General features: G+C 53.7%; 22 protein-coding genes (1 of these 22 only partly in view). 12 read left to right on the top strand and 10 right to left on the bottom strand.

The window, feature by feature from the left end:
• The 3 genes in view from J9253_RS17215 to dapA are tightly spaced (at most 29 nt apart) and all read right to left on the bottom strand, a layout consistent with a single transcriptional unit that may run on beyond the window.
• Positions 1-722, bottom strand: partial view of an MBL fold metallo-hydrolase gene (locus J9253_RS17215; RefSeq protein ID WP_210222112.1) — the 5' portion only. The gene continues 43 nt to the left of window position 1, outside the view; 722 of the gene's 765 nt are visible here — the first part of the coding sequence; the start codon lies at positions 720-722; the stop codon falls past the left edge of the window.
• Entirely contained in the window at positions 722-1828 is a 1107-nt protein-coding gene (gene bamC, locus J9253_RS17210) for an outer membrane protein assembly factor BamC (protein WP_210222111.1), read from the bottom strand. The genes J9253_RS17215 and bamC overlap by 1 nt, the downstream gene beginning before the upstream one ends.
• 29 nt (positions 1829-1857) lie before the next feature.
• Entirely contained in the window at positions 1858-2739 is an 882-nt protein-coding gene (dapA, locus tag J9253_RS17205; RefSeq protein WP_210222110.1) for a 4-hydroxy-tetrahydrodipicolinate synthase, read from the bottom strand.
• 115 nt (positions 2740-2854) lie between these two features.
• Between dapA and J9253_RS17200 the strand changes: the two genes are divergently transcribed.
• The 3 genes from J9253_RS17200 to J9253_RS17190 are packed head-to-tail and all read left to right on the top strand — an operon-like array spanning position 2855 to position 5420.
• Entirely contained in the window at positions 2855-3328 is a 474-nt protein-coding gene (locus J9253_RS17200; protein ID WP_210222109.1) for a peroxiredoxin, read from the top strand.
• Between the two features lie 20 nt (positions 3329-3348).
• A complete protein-coding gene (locus J9253_RS17195; protein ID WP_210222108.1) occupies positions 3349-4770 on the top strand; it encodes a PhoH family protein in 1422 nt (473 codons plus the stop codon).
• Between the two features lie 47 nt (positions 4771-4817).
• A complete protein-coding gene (locus tag J9253_RS17190) occupies positions 4818-5420 on the top strand; it encodes a DedA family protein (protein ID WP_210222107.1) in 603 nt (200 codons plus the stop codon).
• Here the strand turns inward: J9253_RS17190 and J9253_RS17185 are convergent, their stop codons facing one another.
• On the bottom strand, positions 5421-6311 hold the full coding sequence (locus J9253_RS17185; RefSeq protein WP_210222106.1) for a LysR family transcriptional regulator: 891 nt from the start codon (positions 6309-6311) through the stop codon (positions 5421-5423).
• 104 nt (positions 6312-6415) lie between these two features.
• On the opposite strand from J9253_RS17185, the gene J9253_RS17180 reads away from it, so the two are divergent.
• The 3 genes from J9253_RS17180 to J9253_RS17170 are packed head-to-tail and all read left to right on the top strand — an operon-like array spanning position 6416 to position 8264.
• Positions 6416-7129, top strand: a complete 714-nt coding sequence (locus tag J9253_RS17180) for a pirin family protein (RefSeq protein WP_210222105.1) — start codon at positions 6416-6418, stop codon at positions 7127-7129.
• Positions 7130-7681 carry a cytochrome b gene (locus J9253_RS17175; protein ID WP_210222104.1) on the top strand — a complete coding sequence of 184 codons (552 nt, stop codon included), beginning with the start codon at positions 7130-7132 and terminating at the stop codon, positions 7679-7681.
• Between the two features lie 22 nt (positions 7682-7703).
• Positions 7704-8264, top strand: coding sequence for a YceI family protein (locus tag J9253_RS17170; protein WP_210222103.1), 561 nt, complete (start codon positions 7704-7706; stop codon positions 8262-8264).
• A gap of 37 nt (positions 8265-8301) precedes the next feature.
• Here J9253_RS17170 and J9253_RS17165 read toward each other — a convergent pair whose 3' ends face one another.
• Genes J9253_RS17165 through J9253_RS17150 form a run of 4 tightly spaced genes read right to left on the bottom strand, consistent with a single transcriptional unit; the run spans position 8302 to position 13403 of the window.
• Positions 8302-10497: a patatin-like phospholipase family protein gene (locus tag J9253_RS17165; protein WP_228291415.1), complete on the bottom strand. Its 2196-nt coding sequence runs from the start codon at positions 10495-10497 to the stop codon at positions 8302-8304.
• Complete coding sequence (locus tag J9253_RS17160) at positions 10442-11266, bottom strand: exodeoxyribonuclease III (RefSeq protein WP_210222101.1); 825 nt, start codon at positions 11264-11266, stop codon at positions 10442-10444. The genes J9253_RS17165 and J9253_RS17160 overlap by 56 nt, the downstream gene beginning before the upstream one ends.
• Positions 11263-12213, bottom strand: coding sequence for an ornithine carbamoyltransferase (argF, locus tag J9253_RS17155; RefSeq protein ID WP_407701774.1), 951 nt, complete (start codon positions 12211-12213; stop codon positions 11263-11265). Before argF ends, J9253_RS17160 begins: the two co-directional genes overlap by 4 nt.
• On the bottom strand, positions 12210-13403 hold the full coding sequence (locus J9253_RS17150) for an aspartate aminotransferase family protein (protein WP_228291414.1): 1194 nt from the start codon (positions 13401-13403) through the stop codon (positions 12210-12212). Before J9253_RS17150 ends, argF begins: the two co-directional genes overlap by 4 nt.
• Before the next feature lie 611 nt (positions 13404-14014).
• Between J9253_RS17150 and hslV the strand changes: the two genes are divergently transcribed.
• The 3 genes from hslV to J9253_RS17135 are packed head-to-tail and all read left to right on the top strand — an operon-like array spanning position 14015 to position 16293.
• Positions 14015-14548, top strand: a complete 534-nt coding sequence (gene hslV / locus J9253_RS17145; protein WP_210224654.1) for an ATP-dependent protease subunit HslV — start codon at positions 14015-14017, stop codon at positions 14546-14548.
• Positions 14548-15915 carry an ATP-dependent protease ATPase subunit HslU gene (gene hslU / locus J9253_RS17140; RefSeq protein WP_210222100.1) on the top strand — a complete coding sequence of 456 codons (1368 nt, stop codon included), beginning with the start codon at positions 14548-14550 and terminating at the stop codon, positions 15913-15915. Before hslV ends, hslU begins: the two co-directional genes overlap by 1 nt.
• A 12-nt stretch (positions 15916-15927) precedes the next feature.
• Positions 15928-16293 carry a gamma-butyrobetaine hydroxylase-like domain-containing protein gene (locus tag J9253_RS17135; RefSeq protein WP_028489339.1) on the top strand — a complete coding sequence of 122 codons (366 nt, stop codon included), beginning with the start codon at positions 15928-15930 and terminating at the stop codon, positions 16291-16293.
• 69 nt (positions 16294-16362) lie between these two features.
• Here J9253_RS17135 and J9253_RS17130 read toward each other — a convergent pair whose 3' ends face one another.
• The gene (locus J9253_RS17130) at positions 16363-17031 is read right to left on the bottom strand and encodes a glutathione S-transferase N-terminal domain-containing protein (RefSeq protein WP_210222099.1); all 669 of its coding nucleotides are present in this window, start codon (positions 17029-17031) and stop codon (positions 16363-16365) included.
• An 89-nt stretch (positions 17032-17120) separates the two neighbouring features.
• Between J9253_RS17130 and hisI the strand changes: the two genes are divergently transcribed.
• Together hisI and J9253_RS17120 are read left to right on the top strand one after the other, a co-directional pair.
• Positions 17121-17507 (top strand): phosphoribosyl-AMP cyclohydrolase, encoded by a 387-nt coding sequence (hisI, locus tag J9253_RS17125; protein WP_051543097.1) that lies wholly within the window; start codon positions 17121-17123, stop codon positions 17505-17507.
• Entirely contained in the window at positions 17507-18241 is a 735-nt protein-coding gene (locus J9253_RS17120) for a sulfite exporter TauE/SafE family protein (RefSeq protein WP_210224653.1), read from the top strand. Before hisI ends, J9253_RS17120 begins: the two co-directional genes overlap by 1 nt.
• 5 nt (positions 18242-18246) lie before the next feature.
• Here J9253_RS17120 and J9253_RS17115 read toward each other — a convergent pair whose 3' ends face one another.
• Positions 18247-18714, bottom strand: coding sequence for a Dps family protein (locus J9253_RS17115; RefSeq protein WP_210222098.1), 468 nt, complete (start codon positions 18712-18714; stop codon positions 18247-18249).
• A gap of 225 nt (positions 18715-18939) precedes the next feature.
• Between J9253_RS17115 and J9253_RS17110 the strand changes: the two genes are divergently transcribed.
• The gene (locus J9253_RS17110; RefSeq protein WP_210222097.1) at positions 18940-19971 is read left to right on the top strand and encodes a bifunctional nicotinamide-nucleotide adenylyltransferase/Nudix hydroxylase; all 1032 of its coding nucleotides are present in this window, start codon (positions 18940-18942) and stop codon (positions 19969-19971) included.
• The last annotated feature ends 7 nt before the right edge of the window (positions 19972-19978 follow it).

The following is a 19978-nucleotide window of genomic DNA, read 5'->3' as shown; positions in this document are numbered from 1 at the left end:
ACTTGAATCCAGCTTTTATCACAACCGACTCCTTCACAAAGCGCCTGATACGCGTAAGAAGGAAGGTTGTTATTCTCACTCAAATGCATCCCCACCAGATGTTGCAACTGGCTCAAATCGAGTTGCCCCAACAGATGTGTCGACTGTTTATTATCCAAATGCCCGTAACGCCCGGCAACCCGCGCCTTTAACGAAGGTGGATAAGCACTACCAGCCAGCAATGTTGCGTCATAATTACACTCTAACATTAACGCATCTAGCCGCTGAAGCATTTGCAGAATAAGCGGCGTATGACTTCCCACATCCGTCAGAATCCCCAGCTTGTGATTACCATTACTGAATACAAACTGACAGGGTTCTCGGGCATCGTGGGGAACGGGAAACGGCGTAACCTGCAAGTCTTGGATTTCCAGCGCTTGATGGACGTTGATATAGCGGGTTTCAGCAAACTTGACATCACGCATCGCGTGACAAGTGCCAACGGTTAGCCATACAGGGATGTTGTAGCGCCGTGAAAGCCGCCCCACGCCCGCGGCATGATCGCCGTGTTCGTGGGTAACAAGAATGGCAGTAAGGGATTGGGGCGAGCACCCCAAACGGTGCAAACGTCGTTCAGTTTCACTAAGACTAAAACCACAGTCCAGCAAAAGGCGGGTTTTGCCGGACTCGATCAGTGCGCCATTGCCTTTGCTACCGCTACCGAGGGAAGCAAAACGCAACATTAGCGCTCAAATTCAGACTTGAGGCGCTCCAGCAATGCAGTGGCTACGGCTGGCTTGAGCGGATTGCCTTCAGCATCCCCGACCGTGATCAGGCTACGGTTGCCCGCATCAGAAATTTGCACCTGATACTTGCTGCCCACTTTCAGCGCCTCTTTATCAGAGCTAAACAGGCGACTGAAGAAGCCTTGCTTGCTATCACCAGCGCCGCCACCATCAGTCGCGAGGTAAACACCATTGGAACGTTGCTGGCCTTCAATGCTCATACCGATACGCCCTAGCATCACACCGGTACGGATCCAGACATCATTCGCAGCACCGCCTACCGCCAATGCTGGTTGACCACCATCCAGCGCCACCATTGCCACGGGTACAGCAACCTGTTTGGACTCTGCTGCCGGAGCTGCCGCTGCTGTAGCATCACCACCTTGCAAGAAAACCATCAGGCGGTTGAGCATTTCAGCTTCCAACTCTGGTCTGGCAGGCACGTATTGCCATTTCGTCCCCGTACCACTTACTGATTCTTCAGCACGCTCGTGGCTCAGGTAAATATTGGTAGCTTGTGCTGCTGGACGCTCCAGACGAATTTTGAAGCGATCACGACTACCTGCGTCATACGCCCCCTCAAACGCCTTACCAATGGTTTTGCGAATAAAGTCGAGGGGAATTTCCGCCTTATTTTCTGCCCAATCGGTTTCCATGATGCCAACTCGTGGCTCATCACGCTTAATATCAACCCCCATCGTGCGCCAGAATTCCTGCAATTTCGGCCAGACGGCTTCTGCGGGTGCGTTGACTTGCAGCCAACGGACATTGCCTTCACGCATGAGCTGGATACCCGCATTGGTCGGCAGCACCATACGGCTATCATTTTGTACACCACCGCGTGCCAAGGCAGCAGCGCTGACCGAACCACCGGGGATAGTGGCATACGTTGGATCATAATCCGGCGCACTCAGATCAGGGGGCACTTCCAGCGAATTGATGCTTTTATTGTTTTTGTAATCCACCCGTTCGCCGACTGCATCAATGTTCAACCCAGAGCAAGCTGATAAAGCCAGCACTGAACCAAGAACTACCACTGAACGTGACAGAGGAAGAATATTCATGGAACTCATTGTCTATTCCGTTTAGAAAACTAACACTCAATACCGGCTTTACGCATGGCTGCCAGTAATTGGGGCTTAATGGCATCAGAACAAGGTACCAGCGGTAAACGTATGCCGCGCTCATCCCCAAAGCCCATCTGCGCCAATGCCCATTTGACTGGCATCGGATTGGGTTCGAGGAACAGGTCACGGTGCAAAGCTTCCAACGTCGCGTTGATACGGCTGGCGGTTTCCCGATCACCTGCCAACGCCGCCGCACACATGTCATGCATGGCTTTGGGGGCAACGTTAGCCGTGACTGAAATATCACCCTTGCCGCCCATCAGGATTAACTCCATCGCAGTCGCATCATCGCCACTGTAAATGTCGATGCTGTCGCCACAACGCTGCTGGATTTCCGTAACGCGATCCAGATTGCCAGTGGCTTCCTTGATACCGATGATATTGGAAATCGCCGCAAGGCGCTCAACGGTACTGGGCAACATGTCGCAGACTGTCCGACCCGGTACATTATAGAGGATTTGCGGAATCGCGACCCGTTCGGCGATCAGCTTATGATGCTGATACAAACCTTCCTGCGTCGGCTTATTGTAGTAAGGCGTGACCAGCAAACAGGCGTCCGCACCGTCCTGCATGGCGATTTGCGTCATTTCAATCGCTTCTGCCGTGCTATTGGAACCTGTCCCGGCGATGACCGGAATTTTGCCCGCCACCAGTTGAATCACACGTTTCATGACATGCCGGTGTTCCTTGTAATCCAAGGTTGCCGACTCGCCAGTTGTGCCCACAGCTACAATGGCATCGGTGCCATTTTCCAGATGGAACGCCACCAGGGCTTCCAACGCTGCCTCATCCACATCCCCGTTAGCTGTCATCGGGGTAATGAGTGCCACCATACTGCCGCGAAACATGCAATCCTCCAAAAAATGATTTGACAGCATACTACTGAGGCGGGTAATGAAACACAAGCATTACCATATTGCCGCGCTTGGCGCATTGAAAGACGTGTCTAAAAAGGAACCTATCATGACCACACCCACCCTTGGCAACCCTGTTGACGACTTTAGCTTGGCAGCCACATCCGGCCTGACTTTCCGTCTGTCTGATTTTCGGGACAAGGCGCATATCATCCTCTACTTTTATCCTAAGGACAGCACACCCGGCTGTACCACAGAAGGTCAGGACTTCCGCGATGCCTACCCCCAGTTTCAGGCAGCGGATACAGTGATTTTTGGCATTTCCCGCGACAGTCTGAAATCGCACGAGAATTTCAAAGCGAAACAGACCTTTCCGTTTGAACTATTGGCGGATGTGGAAGAAACAGCCTGCCAATGCTTCGATGTCATCAAACTGAAAAACATGTATGGCAAACAGGTACGCGGCATTGAACGCAGTACCTTCCTGATTGACAAACAAGGCATCCTGCGCCATGAATGGCGGAAGGTTTCTGTCAAAAACCATGTGGCAGCCGTGCTGACGGCGGCGCAAACATTATCCTAATCATGACCCCTAGGAGTAACATGAGCCCGATACCAGCCCCCCACACACACGAAAAGCGCCTGTTTGTCCTCGATACCAATGTGCTGATGCACGACCCTACCGCCCTGTTCCGCTTTCAAGAACATGATATTTTCCTGCCGATGGTGGTGTTGGAAGAACTCGACCACAGCAAAAAAGGCGTCTCCGAAGTCGCTCGCAACGTGCGCCAAGTCAGCCGCTTCATGGATGACCTGATTTCAGCAGCCGGTACTGAATCCATCCACGCAGGCGTACCACTGGCTGGCAATACGCTGTTGAGCGGCGGCAAAGCGCCCAGCGGCAAGCTGATGTTCCAGACCGAAGCACTGAACGCCCCTGCCCCGACCGGGCTGCCCGGTGATTCGCCGGACAACACTATCCTCAGCGTTGCACTGAGTTTGCGGGATAAATACCCGGAACGTGATGTCATTCTGGTTTCCAAAGACATCAACCTGCGCATCAAAGCCACGATTGTCGGCCTGAAAGCCGAAGATTACTTCAACGACCAAGTGCTGGATGATGCCGACCTGCTACCAACCGGTTTCCACGAACTACCGGCGGATTTCTGGGAAGCGCATAACAAGGAAATGGAATCGTGGAAGGAACACGGGCATACCTTCTACAAGCTGTTTGGCCCCCTGACACAAGAATGGCTACCGGGGCACTTTCTCGCCCTACCGGGGGATCAGCCGTTTCAAGCGATTGTGCGCAAAAAAACCGCTGATCACGTCGTTATTGAAACCACCCGTGACTTCACCGAACCGCGCCATGCGGTGTGGGGCATTACCGCGCGTAACCGCGAGCAGAACTTTGCCCTGAACCTACTCATGGATCCTGACATCGACTTCGTGACCCTGCTCGGTGCGGCCGGTACAGGCAAAACCTTGCTGACACTGGCGGCAGGCTTGGCACAATTACTCGACGAGCAGCTTTACAAAGAAATCATCATGACCCGCGTCACCGTGCCTGTTGGCGAGGACATTGGCTTTTTGCCCGGCACCGAAGAGGAAAAAATGGCTCCGTGGATGGGTGCATTGATGGATAACCTCGAAGTGCTGACCCAACCGACCAACGGTGGCAAATGGGGACGCAATGCCACGGATGAGTTCCTGATGAGCAAAATCAAGATCAAATCCCTGAACTTTATGCGTGGTCGAACCTTCCTGAATCGTTATATCATCATCGACGAAGCGCAAAACCTGACACCCAAACAGATGAAAACCCTGATTACGCGTGCAGGGCCGGGAACCAAGGTAGTGTGTCTGGGCAATATTGCGCAAATTGACACGCCTTACCTGACCGAAACCTCGTCAGGCTTGACCTATGTGGTAGACCGTTTTAAGGGCTGGGAACACGGCGGGCATGTCACGCTGCAACGCGGCGAACGTTCACGCCTAGCGGATTACGCTTCTGATCATCTTTAATTAAATATCCCTTCGACTACGCTCAGGGAACAACAAAAGGGTTTGATATGTTGCACGATTTTATCAACTGGGTACTCGCTACGGTTGAAGCATGGGGTTATTGGGGTATTTTCATTGCAATGGCGATGGAATCAACCGTGTTACCCGTACCGAGTGAATTGGTGGTTATCCCCGCAGGCATGTTGGCACACCAAGGAAAAATGGACTTAACCCTGGTGGTGTTGGCCTCCACTTTTGGTAGTTTGCTGGGCGCATCCATCAACTATGCCTTCGCCTTGTGGGTGGGACGCCCGTTTTTGGAAAAGTACGGCAAATACTTTTTCGTGCGCCCCGCCTTGCTGCAAAAAACGGATACATTTTTCCTCAAACACGGCGCTATTTCCACGTTTACCGGACGCTTGGTGCTAGGGATTCGCCACCTGATCTCCTTACCTGCTGGCCTCACGCGGATGAATCCGGCGAAATTTGCCTTGTATACCGTGCTAGGCGCGGGGCTGTGGTCGCTGGTATTGGCACTGTTTGGCTATTTCATCGGCGGTAATCAAGCACTGATTGAGGAAAACAAGCTACTGATCACTGCTAGCGTTCTGGGCTTCGTCGCAGTGGTGTTGGTTGGCTATTATTTCTGGCAGAAACGCCGCCCGGCATAATTACGTCATCTGTAAGGACTGAATCAAAAAGTCCACCAATGCCCGGGTCTTTTCGGGCAAGAACTGGCGGCTAGGGTAAACCGCATAGACCGACAGGGTTTGTGCGGAATACTCCGGCAGAATGCGTACCAACTCACCTTTTTCCAGCGCATCGGTCACTTCAAAATCGGGCTGTAGAGCAATGCCCATCCCCGCTATCGCCGCCTGCTTCAGCACTTCGCCATTATTGGTACACAGTTGCCCCTGTATTTGCACGTTATGGGCATTTCCGCCCTCATCATACAACGTCCAGCCTTCACGATGACTGACATTGGTATAGTGCAAACACTGGTGTTTCGCCAAATCAGCCGGGATTTGCGGCACACCCTGAGCTTGCAGGTAAGCCGGGGAAGCCACCGGCATCAGGTAAACATTTTCCAGCTTACGGGCAACCAGCCGTGAATCTTCCAGCACCCCAATGCGAATCACCACGTCGTAATCGCCATTCGCCGCATCGGTGTAAGCATCATCCAAATGCGCAGTGAGGTGAATATCTGGGTGTTGTTGCAAAAAACGGATCAGCCATTGCGACAAACGCACTTTGCCGTAGGTCATCGGCATATTAATGCGTAACGAGCCACTCAGCGTACCTTGCATGGCGAGCAAATGCTGATCAACCCGCGAGACCTCTTCCTGAATTTCGCGGCAATGTTGGTAGTAATATTGCCCAGCTTCCGTCAGGGAAAGCTGGCGCGTATTGCGAGTCAGCAAGCGCACCCCCAGCTCCGTTTCCAGCATTTTCAAGCGCTTGCTCACAGCGGCAACGGTCAATTCCAGCTTGTCAGCAGCAGCGGTAATGCTGCCACCATCAACGATGGCGACAAAATTTCCCATGTATTCCAAACGGCTCATTATAAACCCCTGATTAACAGTCAATGCAATAACAATGACTTTATCAAAACAAGATTAAACATTATCCTGTTACTCAAGTAAAAACAAGTTATCAGGAGCACATCATGGAACACATCCACGCAGATTCACGCGGCGCATTCAAAAATGAATGGCTGGAAAGCCGCCACAGTTTCTCGTTCAGCGAATACCACGATCCTGCTCGCATGAACTTTTCATCACTACGGGTGATCAATGAAGACTGGGTAGCCGCAAAAGGTGGCTTCCCGATGCATGGGCATCGCGACATGGAAATCGTCACTTACGTGATGGAAGGCGCATTGTCACACAAAGACAGCCTCGGCAATGGCAGCGCCATCCGCCCCGGCGATGTGCAGCGCATGAGTGCCGGGCGCGGCATTTTGCATTCGGAATTCAACCATTCTGAAACAGAGGCTGTACATTTACTGCAAATCTGGCTATTGCCGACTGTCACGGGTATCCAACCCGGTTACGCGCAAGCACATTTCCCGCTAGAACAACGGTGTGGCAAACTACAATTACTGGTATCGCCTGATGGACGTGACGGCTCACTCAGCATGAATACTGACACCTGTTTGTACGCCAGCATTCTGGCAGCCGGGGAAACCACGCATTGGGTGAAACCGGACAAGCGTGCGGTTTATGTACATGTGGCACGCGGTAGCTTGATACTGAACGGTATGACCCTACAGGCGGGGGATGCTTTAGCCATACCCGAAGCAACCCCGTTAGAACTCGCCTTTTCCAGCGATTCAACGGCAGAGTTTTTGGTATTTGATTTGCCCGTAGCGAGGGAATAGATGCAACTGAACAATTCAACACAGGCTTACGGCTGGGTTTCGATCCTGCTGCATTGGCTGATGGCGGTGGCACTGATTGGCATGTATTGCGTCGGCACTTACATGGTCGATCTGGAATATTACGACCGCTTGTACCACACCCTGCCTACCTTGCATAAAGCCACAGGTCTGCTGTTGGCGGGCTTGTTACTGATACGGCTGGCATGGGTTTATGCCCAACCGCGCCCTTTGCCCGCTGTAAGCCGTGCGCCTGCCTTCACCCATCTCGCGGGCAAATTAGGGCATATCGCCTTGTATGGCCTGCTGGTCGTGATCATTATCAGTGGCTACCTGATTTCCACCGCAAAAGGGCATGGCATTAATGTGTTCGACCTGTTCGAGCTACCCGCACTCTTGCCAGCAGATAAGGATCGCGGTGAACTGGCGGGCGACATCCACGAAATCGGCGCCACCCTGTTCATTTTTCTGGTGGGTGTACATGCACTCGCCGCACTCATCCACCATTTTTACTGGAAAGACAAGACCTTGACCCGCATGTTGGGCAAAGGTTAATACCAAACATTGGGAGAACCTCATGAAAACCATTATCGCAAGCTCACTGCTAACCCTCGGCTTACTCGCAGGCAATGCCGCGTATGCGGACGACTACACCATCGACACCGAAGGAATGCACGCCTCCATCCAGTTCCGCATCCAACATCTGGGCTATAGCTGGCTGTACGGGCGTTTCGACAAATTCAGCGGCAACTTCAGCTACGACGAAGCCAAGCCGGAAGACACCAAGGTCGAAGTGACCATCGACACCACCAGCGTCAACAGCAACCACGCCGAGCGCGACAAGCACCTGAGCGGGGAAGATTTTTTGGACGTGAAAAAATTCCCGGAAGCCAAATTCGTCAGTACTAAGTACAGCGGTGGCAAGCTGGAAGGCAACCTGACCCTGCACGGCGTCACCAAACCGATCAGCATTGACGTGAAAGAAATCGGCGCAGGCGCTGACCCGTGGGGTGGCTTCCGCCGTGGCTTTGAGGGCAGCACCAAGTTTACCTTGGCAGACTTCGGCATCGAGAAAGATTTGGGGCCTGCCTCTAAAGAAGTCGAGATGATTCTGGCGATAGAAGGCGTGAAGAAATAAGCAGTCCTAGGGCGTGAGCGATCACGCCCTATCTCTCTTAAAAATCCCGCCCAAAATTGAAATAAGCTTCATGATCAAAGCCTTCGGTCTTGCGTACCCCGATGAATGCAGGGCCAATCGGTGTTTCCCCACCCAAAAAGACTGAACCAGTCGCCCGTAAATCGCTCAGGCTCACCTCATTCGCTTGTTGCCACGCCTGACTACCACCCACTGACGCTCCCACATGCACTTTGGCTACCTGTGGTATTTCGGCAAGCTGACGCATATAGGTCAAGGAACCATCCAGCGTATAATTACCCACCAACTGGTCATTATCGACAAATGACAACCGCCCGGTTTGCAAATCCCCCCCCGCATTACTGGCGCTGAACACCAAGCCATCATCGTTATTGGCCTTGGCACCGACCTGCCCACTCACGATCAAGCTGTGTTTATCGCGACTCAAAACCCGCTCACCTTTCAGTTCAATCCGGGAAAAGTCCGTATCGCTCCCCATCGCCTTCATGCCCTGAGTATACGCAGCCGTCACCCGCCCGCCCTTGGTGGGGAAATTCACCGAATCCAGCGTATCAGATTGATATTGGAAGACTATCCCCGCCTCAGCCAGCGAGTCATCGGGTAAAGTCAGCGTGCCGGTTTTCACCTCCGGCGTAATATGCTGGTAAAACACCCCAGCACGGACTTCGGCATTATTACCCAGGGCACGCCCCACATCGAACTGCGTTCCAGCCTCACTCGCCCGCAACTCCGCCACCTGTTGCGTGCCCTGCAAAATGCTGGCATCGCGTTCCTGATACCATGCACTGGGAGCGACAAAGGTTTCCTTGCCATCCTGCAAGGGATGGTGCAATTCGGCTTTGGCGAGAATGCGTTCGCCGATCACCCCTTGCAGGCGCAACTCCGTCCCCTGCGTTGTCAAGCCCTTGCGCACGTATTTCACCCCAGCCTGATACCCCGTGTCGCCATTAAAGTCATCGCTCAACGCAAACCCGGCACTGATCCGCTGATCGCCTTGGTCAGCCTTGCGTGCCATGACTTTGAGGTCGTAATCACCATCCGAACGCTGGGTCAGGTGGTAATCCACCAGACTGAAATACCCCAAGCTGTACACCCGATCCAGACCTGTTTGCAACCGCTGGTCGTCGAGCACCTCACCCGGCTGGATACCCAGTTTTTGCAACACCAGCTTATCGCTCAAGGAGGACTCATTCTCAAGCTGCACCCGTGCCAATTTGATCGGGCGATCCGCTGTTGCGGGCTGAACATTGGCGCGACGGGGCATCTGTTCCGGCAATACCGCCAGTTTTTTTAAAGCCCCTAATGTTGCATTCGCCCCTTGAACGCCACGCGGAATGGTTTCAGCGACCCGGTCAAACGCCAGATTGCCAATATCGCCCACCGGCGGCTGGATCAGAATATCCTTGTCCGTCAAGCTCGCCAACTGCGTATCGCTGGTCTTGCGCATCAGCAAATCCATCGACTGCAAACTGATGTCCAGCGCCGAATCCAGCGTGCGGTTGGCTTCAGGCGGAATGCTGGAAACGATCACAATGTCAGCGCCCATTTGCCGCGCTATATCTACCGGCAGGTTGTTCGACACCAAACCATCCACCAGCAAACGGTTGTCGATAGTCACGGGTGCAAACAACCCCGGAATCGACATGCTGGCACGTACCGCCGTCGCCAGATTGCCTTGTTTCAATACCACGGTTTCGCCCGTGCGGATGTCGGTGGCTACCGCCCGAAACGGAATCGGCAAACGGTCAAAGTCAGTGACCCGATCCACCGGCTTGAGCAAGCGGCGCAACTCAAACATCAGCCGCTGCCCGTCAATCAGGCCGCCGGGTAGTTTCACCCCATCCTTGGACACACCCAAGCTGAAGGCACTGAAAAAATCCGCGCTCTGCTGCTTTTGGTCATACGATTTGATTTGGTAAGAAGGGTCGTCGCGGAACAGATTGATCCAATCGAGATCGTGCACCACTTTTTCGATGTCAGCGGCACTCATGCCGGAGGCATACAAACTGCCGACAATCGCGCCCATGCTATTGCCCGCAATCACGTCAATGGGAATATGGTTGGCTTCCAACACCTTGAGCACACCGACGTGCGCTACCCCGGCAGCCCCGCCGCCGCCCAGCACCAAACCGATTTTGGGACGCTGCTCGGTATCCGCGTTAGCCGGTGACAGACCCAGCGTTAGCAGCAACAACAGACTGACAAGGAATTTCATAAGCATAATCCAAGCTCAGCGGCGCATGATCGGAGAAGCGTTCATCTTTATAAATCGCCGCTGCGCTCACCTTGCCTTGCAGTGATGGCGAAAGAATCTGGTAATCAATCCGCCAGCCGACATTCTTTGCCCACGCCTGCCCACGGTTTGACCACCACGTATACTGTTCGGCTTCCTGATTCACTTCACGGAAACCATCCACAAAACCAACCTCACCGAACAACTTGTCCAGCCAAGCGCGTTCTTCCGGCAAGAAACCGGAATTTTTCAGGTTGCCCTTCCAGTTTTTGATGTCGATGTTTTGGTGGGCAATGTTCCAGTCGCCGCAGATGATGTAATCACGCCCGCTGGCTTTCATCTGCTCCATCAACGGCAGGAAATGATCCATGCAACGGTACTTGGCTTGCTGACGCTCTTCACTCGACGAGCCGGAAGGCAAGTACAAGGAAATCACGCTCAGTTTGCCAAAACGCGCTTCAATGTAACGGCCTTCCGCATCGAATTCGGCATCGCCCATCCCCATGATGACGTCATCCGGCTGGGTACGGCAATAAAGCGCTACCCCACTATAGCCTTTCTTGATGGCATCATGGTAATAGCAATGATAGCCTTCCGGGAAAAACAGCGCGGGGTTTTCTTGCAGTTGATGGATTTGTGCCTTGGTTTCCTGAATGCACACCACATCCGCCTGCTGCTGCTTCATCCACTCGAAGAAGCCTTTTTTCGCCGCAGAGCGGATGCCGTTGGTGTTGGCTGAAATTATTCTCATGCCGCCTCAGAAGTGCCTTCCGGGAAACCGCACAGCAGCACTTCCAACAAGGCTTTCTGGGCGTGCAAGCGGTTTTCGGCTTCATCCCAGACCACGCTTTGCGCACCATCCATGACTTCAGCGGACACTTCCATACCACGGTAAGCAGGCAGGCAGTGCATAAACAGCGCATCCGGCGTTGCCAGTTGCATCATGTCGGTGGTGACTTGATAACCGGCGAAGGCTGTTTCACGGATTTTCTTTTCCGCTTCCTGACCCATGCTTGCCCACGTATCCGTGACCACCACATCCGCACCTTTGGCCGCTGCGCTAGGGTCACGGAAAAAGGTCACGTGCCCAGCCGTTGCCGCGATCACATCCCCGTCCGGGTCGTAGCCTTCCGGGCAAGCCACATTCAGGTGGAAACCGAACAGCTTGGCCGCATTCATCCACGAATGGCACATATTATTACCATCGCCAATCCATGCCACGGTTTTGCCGTTGGGCAGGCCGCGCTGTTCGATCCACGTCATCATGTCCGCCAACAACTGGCAAGGGTGATATTTATCCGTCAACGCATTGATGACCGGCACGCGGGAATTCGCCGCAAACAGCTCCACTTTTTCCTGCTCAAAGGTGCGGATCATCACCACATCGACCATGCGCGAAATCACCCGCGCAGAATCTTCAATCGGCTCACCCCGCCCCAACTGGGTATCGTTGGGCGACAGGAACATGGAATGCCCGCCCAATTGGGTCATACCCGCTTCAAACGACACGCGGGTACGGGTAGACGATTTCTCGAAAATCATCGCCAAGGTGCGCAGGTGCAGCGGCTCATGGGTTTCCCCGCGTTTCCACATCGCCTTGAGTTGAATGGCACGACCAATCAGGCTGATCAATTCAACCGGAGTAAAGTCAGTTAACGTCAGGAAATGCCTGACAGGTTTATTATTCATCGTTGTCATGAGGGTCTCTCTCCAGCAGCGGGGTGCAAGAATGCCTGCACCAATGCAGTTACCATAGTTATTATTTGGTCGGCCTGTTCGTGCGTAATGACTAAGGGTGGTAACAAACGGATAACATTGCCAGCCGTAACATTGAGCAACAGACCGCTCTCCAGAGCCTGTTTCACCAACTCGCCGCAATCACGTTCCAGTTCCACTCCCACCATCAAACCTTTCACACGAATCTCGCGTACACCTGTCTCACCCGCCAGTTTTGCGCGGAATTGCGACAGGAAATAGTCACCCAACTCAGCCGCACGGGCTGGCAGGTTTTCTTGTTCCATCACGCCAATCACGGCACGCGCCGCACGGCACGCCAGCGGATTACCGCCAAACGTCGAACCATGATTGCCGGGGCCAAACACATTGGCCGCTTTACCACCCGCCAGACACGCACCAATCGGTACGCCATTGCCAAGCGCTTTGGCCAGCGTCATCACATCCGGCTGGATGCCAGAATGCTGGAACGCAAACCACTTGCCGGTACGCGCCATGCCAGACTGAATTTCATCCACCATCAGCAGCCAATCGTGCTGGTCGCAGATAGCGCGTAAACGTGGCAAATAATCGTCTGCCGGGATGCGGATACCGCCTTCACCCTGCACGGGTTCGACCAGCACCGCGACGATATTCGGGTTGCTGCCCAAAGCGGCTACCGCATCGGCATCACCGTATTCGACGCGCACGAAACCTTCGACCAAAGGGCCAAACCCGGCTTGCGCCTTGGGGTTGCCGGTCGCGGTCACGGTGGCCATGGTGCGCCCGTGGAAGGCATTGCTCATCACCACCACCGTGGGGATTTCGACACCTTTATTATGGCCATACAGACGCGCAATCTTGATGGCGGCTTCGTTCGCTTCCGCGCCGGAATTGCCGAAAAACACGTTCTCGAAACCGGACAGCGCACACAGCTTTTCTGCCAATGCCTGCTGGTGTTCGATCTGGTACAGATTGGAGGTGTGCAACAACTCATGGGCTTGCGCACAAATGGCATCCGCCACCTCGCGTCGCGCGTGACCAACGTTGCAAACGGAAATGCCGCTGAGGGCATCCAGATATTGTTTGCCTGCGGTATCCCACAGGAAAGCACCTTCGCCTTTCGCGAAAGTGACCGGCAAACGTGCATACGTCGGCATTACTGCATTAGTCACGGCAAAACCTCCAAAAAATAGCCATAACAGCCAAAAATGCGAAAGGCAGCCCAGACAGGCTGCCTTTGCGAGAAAGCGGGAAACTATAGGCAATCGACTTACGCTTGTCAATCACCAAATTAGTGCCTTGTCAAGCGCTTTCTGTCAGGTGCTCTCAGCGCGTGAATAACAATGAGAACTGCCCGCAGAACACGGGCAGTTCAGGTTTCAATCGGTAGGTAAATATTTTGGGTCGAATTTGTTCTGGATAGTCAACTTACAGCAGTTTCTTAATTTCATCGGGTAAGTTTTCGCGACGGGTACCAAACTGACAGGTATAGCAAGCCGCGAACACAATGATAACGAATATCACCAAGCCAAATATACTCATACAACACCTCCTGAAGGCTCAAGAGCAACAAAATGGGCTGTTGCATCAAAACAACAATGTTGCACCAACAACCCATTGAACTTAAAAGGAAAAATCTCGCACTCCGCTAAGCATAATACACGCTGCAAGCACATTCCTTAAACAATATTTTTTTTATGGCGATGTGGGTATTCCCTAGCCCTTGAAATTTACCCCAAACACCCACACGCTAGGGGCTAGACTAAAAAATCTGGAGCTGATTTTGGAACAATACCGAGGAACCACCATCCTGAGCGTGCGCCGCGACGGCAAAGTTGTCGTAGGTGGTGATGGTCAGGTGACGCTAGGCAATACCGTCATGAAAGGCAATGCCCGCAAAGTACGCCGCCTGTACAACGACAAAGTGATTGCTGGCTTCGCTGGCGGCACGGCGGATGCCTTCACCCTGTTTGAACGCTTTGAAAGCAAGCTCCAGGCACACCACGGCAACCTGACCCGTGCAGCAGTGGAACTGGCGAAAGACTGGCGCACCGACCGCATGTTGCGCAAACTGGAAGCCTTGCTGATCGTCGCCGATGCCACCGCGTCCCTACTGATCACCGGCAACGGCGACGTGATAGAGCAAGAAAACGATTTAATCGCCATCGGTTCCGGCGGTGCATTCGCCCAATCGGCAGCACGCGCCCTGCTGGAAAACACTGAGCTTTCCGCGCGTGAAATCGTCGAAAAAGGCTTGCACATCGCTGCTGACATCTGCATTTACAGCAACCACAACCTGACCATTGAGGAACTCTGATGAGCGTCGGAACCATGACCCCCCGCGAAATCGTCCAAGAACTCGACAAGCACGTGATTGGTCAGGACAAGGCCAAGCGTTCCGTCGCCATTGCCCTGCGCAACCGCTGGCGTCGCCAGCAGCTTGATGATGCGCTGCGCCCCGAAGTGACCCCCAAAAATATCCTGATGATTGGCCCCACGGGTGTCGGCAAAACCGAAATTGCCCGCCGCCTCGCCAAACTCGCCAACGCACCCTTCATCAAGGTCGAAGCCACCAAATTCACCGAAGTCGGTTACGTGGGCAAGGAAGTCGACTCTATCATCCGCGACCTCGCCGACATGGCGATGAAAATGATGCGCGAACAGGAAGTGGACAAGGTTAAATACCGCGCTGGCGAAGCGGCGGAAGAACGCATCCTCGACCTCCTATTACCTGCGCCGCGCAAGGAAACCCCGGTCAACGAATGGCTAGCCACCGGTGATGACGAACCCGCCAAGCCGGTGCGTGACGATTCCCCTACCCGCCAGAAATTCCGCAAAAAACTGCGCGAAGGTGAACTCAACGACAAGGAAATCGAGCTGGATGTCTCCGTCGGCGGTGCCAGCGTGGAAATCATGACCCCGCCGGGCATGGAAGAAATGGCCAGCCAACTCCAAGGCATGTTCCAGAACCTCAACCAGAGCAAAAAACGCAAGCGCAAGATGAAAATCAAGGACGCGCTCAAAGTGCTGACCGAGGAAGAAGCCCACAAGATGGTCAACGAGGATGAGCTGAAGCAACGCGCCTTGTTCGCCGTTGAACAAACCGGCATCGTCTTCCTCGACGAAATCGACAAAGTGGCACGCAGCGGACAAACCAGCGGCGCAGATGTTTCCCGCGAAGGTGTGCAACGTGACTTGCTGCCACTGATCGAAGGCTGCACCGTCAACACCAAATACGGCATGGTCAAAACCGACCATATCTTGTTCATTGCCTCGGGCGCCTTCCACGTTTCCAAACCCTCTGACTTAATACCGGAATTACAGGGTCGGCTACCTATTCGTGTAGAAATGGATGCCTTGAGCGCGAATGACTTCGAGCGCATCCTCACCGAACCGAATGCATCCCTGACTGAACAGTACGAAGGCTTGCTGGCAACCGAAGGCGTCAAGCTGACATTTGCCCCGGATGCGATCCGCCGCATTGCGGAAATTGCCTTTGAAGTCAACGAACGCACCGAAAACATCGGCGCGCGCCGCCTGCACACGGTGGTGGAGCGTTTGCTGGAAACGGTGCTGTTTGAAGCGCCCGATTGCGACAGCACCATGACGGTTGACGCCGCCTACGTGGACAAAACCCTTGGCGAACTGGTTAAAGACGAAGACCTGAGCCGTTACATTTTGTAAAGAGAACCAAACATGACACCACTCGACATTACCCTGAACCAGAAAACCCGCGAACTGCTGATCACTTGGCCGGGCGACGAAGTACACGCCTTGAGCTGTGAATACCTGCGGGTGAATTCACCTTCTGCCGAAGTGCGTGGTCACGGGCCGGGGCAGGAAACCCTGCAAATCGGCAAGGAAAACGTGAATATCAAAGGCATTGAACAGGTAGGGCATTACGCCATCCAGTTAACCTTTGATGACAATCACGACAGTGGTATTTATGACTGGAACTTGCTGTATGACTTGGGCAAGAACATGGAGCAGAACTGGGCAGAGTATCTGGCTAAACTCGAAGAACGCGGTTATAAGCGCAAACTGCCGGGGCAAGTGATTTAACGGTATCGTGGAAGAAAATCCTCCCCCAACCCCTCCTTTTGCAAAGGAGGGGAGCAAGAGAGGGTCTTGTTACGCGCCCATCATGCCGCGACAGGCTTCGTACCAGCGCCCAAATTCAGGGTTGGTCACAGCCGCTGCTTCGAGAATGCCCATGCCTTGGGCAGAACGTAAGACGCCGAAGACGTTGGTGTCCACCAAGCTGGGTTGCTCTCCTCCATAAAAGGCTTTTCCGGCTAAACCTTTATCTATCCAATGCGCCAGTGCTGCCTGAAATTCGCTTTCAGGATTCTGGATATGGTGTTTCAGCTTCATTTTGTTGGCGACACGTGGCATAACCAGCGCTCCCGCCAAACGCACGAAGAAACGCTTTGCTGCGCCATCTTTACTGCTGGTCATCAACAGGCCAAGGTTCTTGAACGACTTGCCGATGTTGGGGTGAATCAATGGCGGCAGGTAATGCACCAGCGTGTTATCTACCCACGCCTGCCATTCATCATCCTGCGGGGCGGGAAGCAAATCTGCGTATTTGTCGTTCAGGTAACGCACAATCGCGCTGGATTCCACCACGATTTCCGCACCGTCTTTCAGCACGGGCACTTTTTTATGGTCGGTAAAATCCAGCTCCTTCATGCCAAACGGGGTGACTTCCACCACGTCATAGGGGATGTGGGTGTAGTTCATGAAGGCTTTCACCTTCCAGCAGAACGGGCAGGCATTAAATTGGTACAGGGTTAACATGGGGTCATTTCGCTTAAATCAGAGGTGGGCTATATCTTACAACATGCTGGTATACTCGCACCAATAAACGATGCATTAGCAGGAACACCATGACACTGACCGACACACTCGACGCGCTTAAATACAATGCTGATGGCCTGATCCCCGCCATTGCCCAGCAACACGATACCCACGAAGTCCTGATGATGGCGTGGATGAACCGGGAAAGTATCGAAGAAACCCTACAAACCGGGCGCGTTTGTTACTGGTCACGTTCGCGCAACAAGTTCTGGCGCAAGGGCGAGTCCTCTGGGCAGATGCAGGTGTTGAAGGAATTGCGCATTGATTGCGATGCCGACACGATTTTGCTGTTGGTGGATCAGACTGGGCCTGCTTGCCATACCGGGCGGCGCTCCTGTTTTTACAACAAGGTGGAAGGCGATCAGGTCATCATTGACCGTGACGTGCTGATTGACCCGCAAACGCTCTACGCTTGATGGAAGTCTGGCAGTATGCTGCTGCAACGGCGATTGTGGTGCTGGCGTATTTCATCCGGGGCATTGCGGGGTTTGGGTCGGGCTTGATTGCCGTGCCCTTGCTGGCGCTGTTTTTGCCGCTGACCTTTGTGGTGCCGCTGATTCTGCTGCTGGATTTCACCGCGTCGCTGGTGATGGGCGGGCTGGATTTGAAGCGGGTGCAATGGCAGGAAATCAATATCCTGATTCCGTTTAGCCTGCTGGGGGTGATCATTGGCACGCAATTGCTGGTGAATCTGCCGATGACGCCAATGTTGTTGGCACTGGCGGCGTTCATTTTAGTCTTTGCCATCCGCAGCTTGCTGAACCTCAAGGGTGAAAAGCCGATTTCACGCGGGTGGGCAGTGCCTGCTGCTTTGACGGGTGGTACGGTGGGCGGCTTGTTCGGCACGGGTGGGCCGCCTTATGTGATTTACCTGAACCACCGCATCCACGACAAAAGCTTGTTGCGAGCCACGTTTTCGGCGCTGTTTTTCATCGAAGGTGCAGTGCGTATTGTCACGTTTTTTATCGCCGGGCTGCTGATGGCGCAAACGGTGTGGTGGAGTGCATTGTTTGCTTTGCCTATTATGTTGGGGGCATTGTGGTTAGGCGGTCATGTGCATACGGGTTTGACGCAAACGCAGATGACGCGCCTGATTGGGGTATTATTGTTGCTGGCGAGTTTGTCGTTGACCTTGAAAGCGCTGAGCTAAACGGATCACTCCAACATGCTACGCAACATCCACGCATTCTTTTCGTGGATTTGCATCCGCTGGGTCAACAAATCCGCTGTGGGTTCATCGCTGGCAGCATCGACCAGTGGGAAAATGCTGCGGGCAGTGCGTACCACCGCTTCCTGACCTTCCACCAGTTTGCGGATCATGTCTTGTGCCTTGGGCACGCCTTCTTCTTCCTTGATGGATGAGAGCTTGCTGTAAGCCGCGTAAGTACCCGGTGCTGGGTAGCCAAGGGCGCGGATGCGTTCTGCCACCAAATCCACCGCAAGTGCCAGTTCGGTGTACTGCGTCTCGAACATGAGGTGCAGGGTATTGAACATCGGCCCGGTCACGTTCCAGTGATAGTTGTGGGTCTTCAAATAAAGCGTGTAAGTGTCGGCGAGCAAGCGTGAAAGGCCGTCAGCAATGGCTTGGCGTTGGTCGTTGGGAATACCGATATTGATGTCCATGAGTAATCTCCTGTCTGGTGTTTATGTATCAATATAGCCAGTATGGGGCTTTCTTCTATTTTTATAAAATTGATTGTCTAATACGTAACGATCTTAAAAAACGATAGATAACCAGACACTTCATCACCAGATGGGCGGTAATTGACTCCCCTCACGAATGGGTGTCTACTGATAAGTATCTTGGATAGACCAAGACCAACCATTCTCAGTAAGGAGCTTACTGACATGTCCAAACCTGATTTCGATTTTCTGGTCTTTATCGGCCGCTTCCAGCCTTTTCATGCAGGCCACCAAGCCGTGGTGGAAACCGCGTTGCAGCGTGCCGAGCGCGTCATTGTACTAGTCGGTTCCAGTTGCCAGCCGCGCACCTTGCGTAACCCGTGGACATTTGCCGAACGCGAACAGTTTATCCGGGCGGTGTTTCCTGAGGCAGGTGAACGCCTGATCCTCGCACCCTTGCTGGATGACACGTACAACGAGCAAGGCTGGATTACCCTTGTGCAACAATCGGTGCATGGCATCACTTGCCGCTTTCCACCCAAAGTGGGCAGTGCCGCGCCGCGCATCGGCCTGATCGGGCACAGCAAAGACCACAGTTCCTACTACCTGTCGATGTTCCCACAATGGCAATCGGTCGCGGTGGACAACGTGCGCGGGCTGTCATCCACTCCGCTGCGTGAACAGTATTTCCAACACGGTACAACGCAAGGCGAATTGCCTGATGCCGTGCAAGGGTGGCTGGAAACCTTCCGCGAATCCGCCACCTTCCAACACATTGCAGGCGAATGGGAATTCGTCAACCAGTACCGCAAGGGCTGGGAAGCTGCACCTTACGCGCCCACCTTCGTCACGGTCGATGCGGTGGTGGTGCAAGCCGGGCACATCTTGCTGATCGAACGCAAAGCCCGCCCCGGCAAAGGCCAATGGGCGCTACCCGGCGGTTTCCTCGACCCGCACGAAAAGCTGCGCGAGGCGGTCATCCGCGAATTGCGTGAAGAAACCCGCATCAAAGTCCCCGCGCCGGTGTTGGCAGGCTCGATTGTGAAGGAACAGGTCTTCGATGACCCCTACCGTTCCGCACGCGGGCGCACCATTACCCATGCATTCCTGATCGAACTCAAACCCGATGCGCACGGCCTGCCGAAAGTGAAAGGCGGCGACGATGCGCAACAGGCTTTCTGGGTTCCGTTGGGCGACCTCGACCCTGAACGATTGTTTGAAGACCATTTCCAGATCATCAAAACGATGATTGGGTAAACATTCT

It is taken from the genome of Thiothrix litoralis (assembly GCF_017901135.1).
Classification (GTDB): domain Bacteria; phylum Pseudomonadota; class Gammaproteobacteria; order Thiotrichales; family Thiotrichaceae; genus Thiothrix; species Thiothrix litoralis.
The sequence above is the reverse complement of the archived record's forward strand: the minus strand, read 5'-3'. Positions and strand labels throughout refer to the sequence as shown.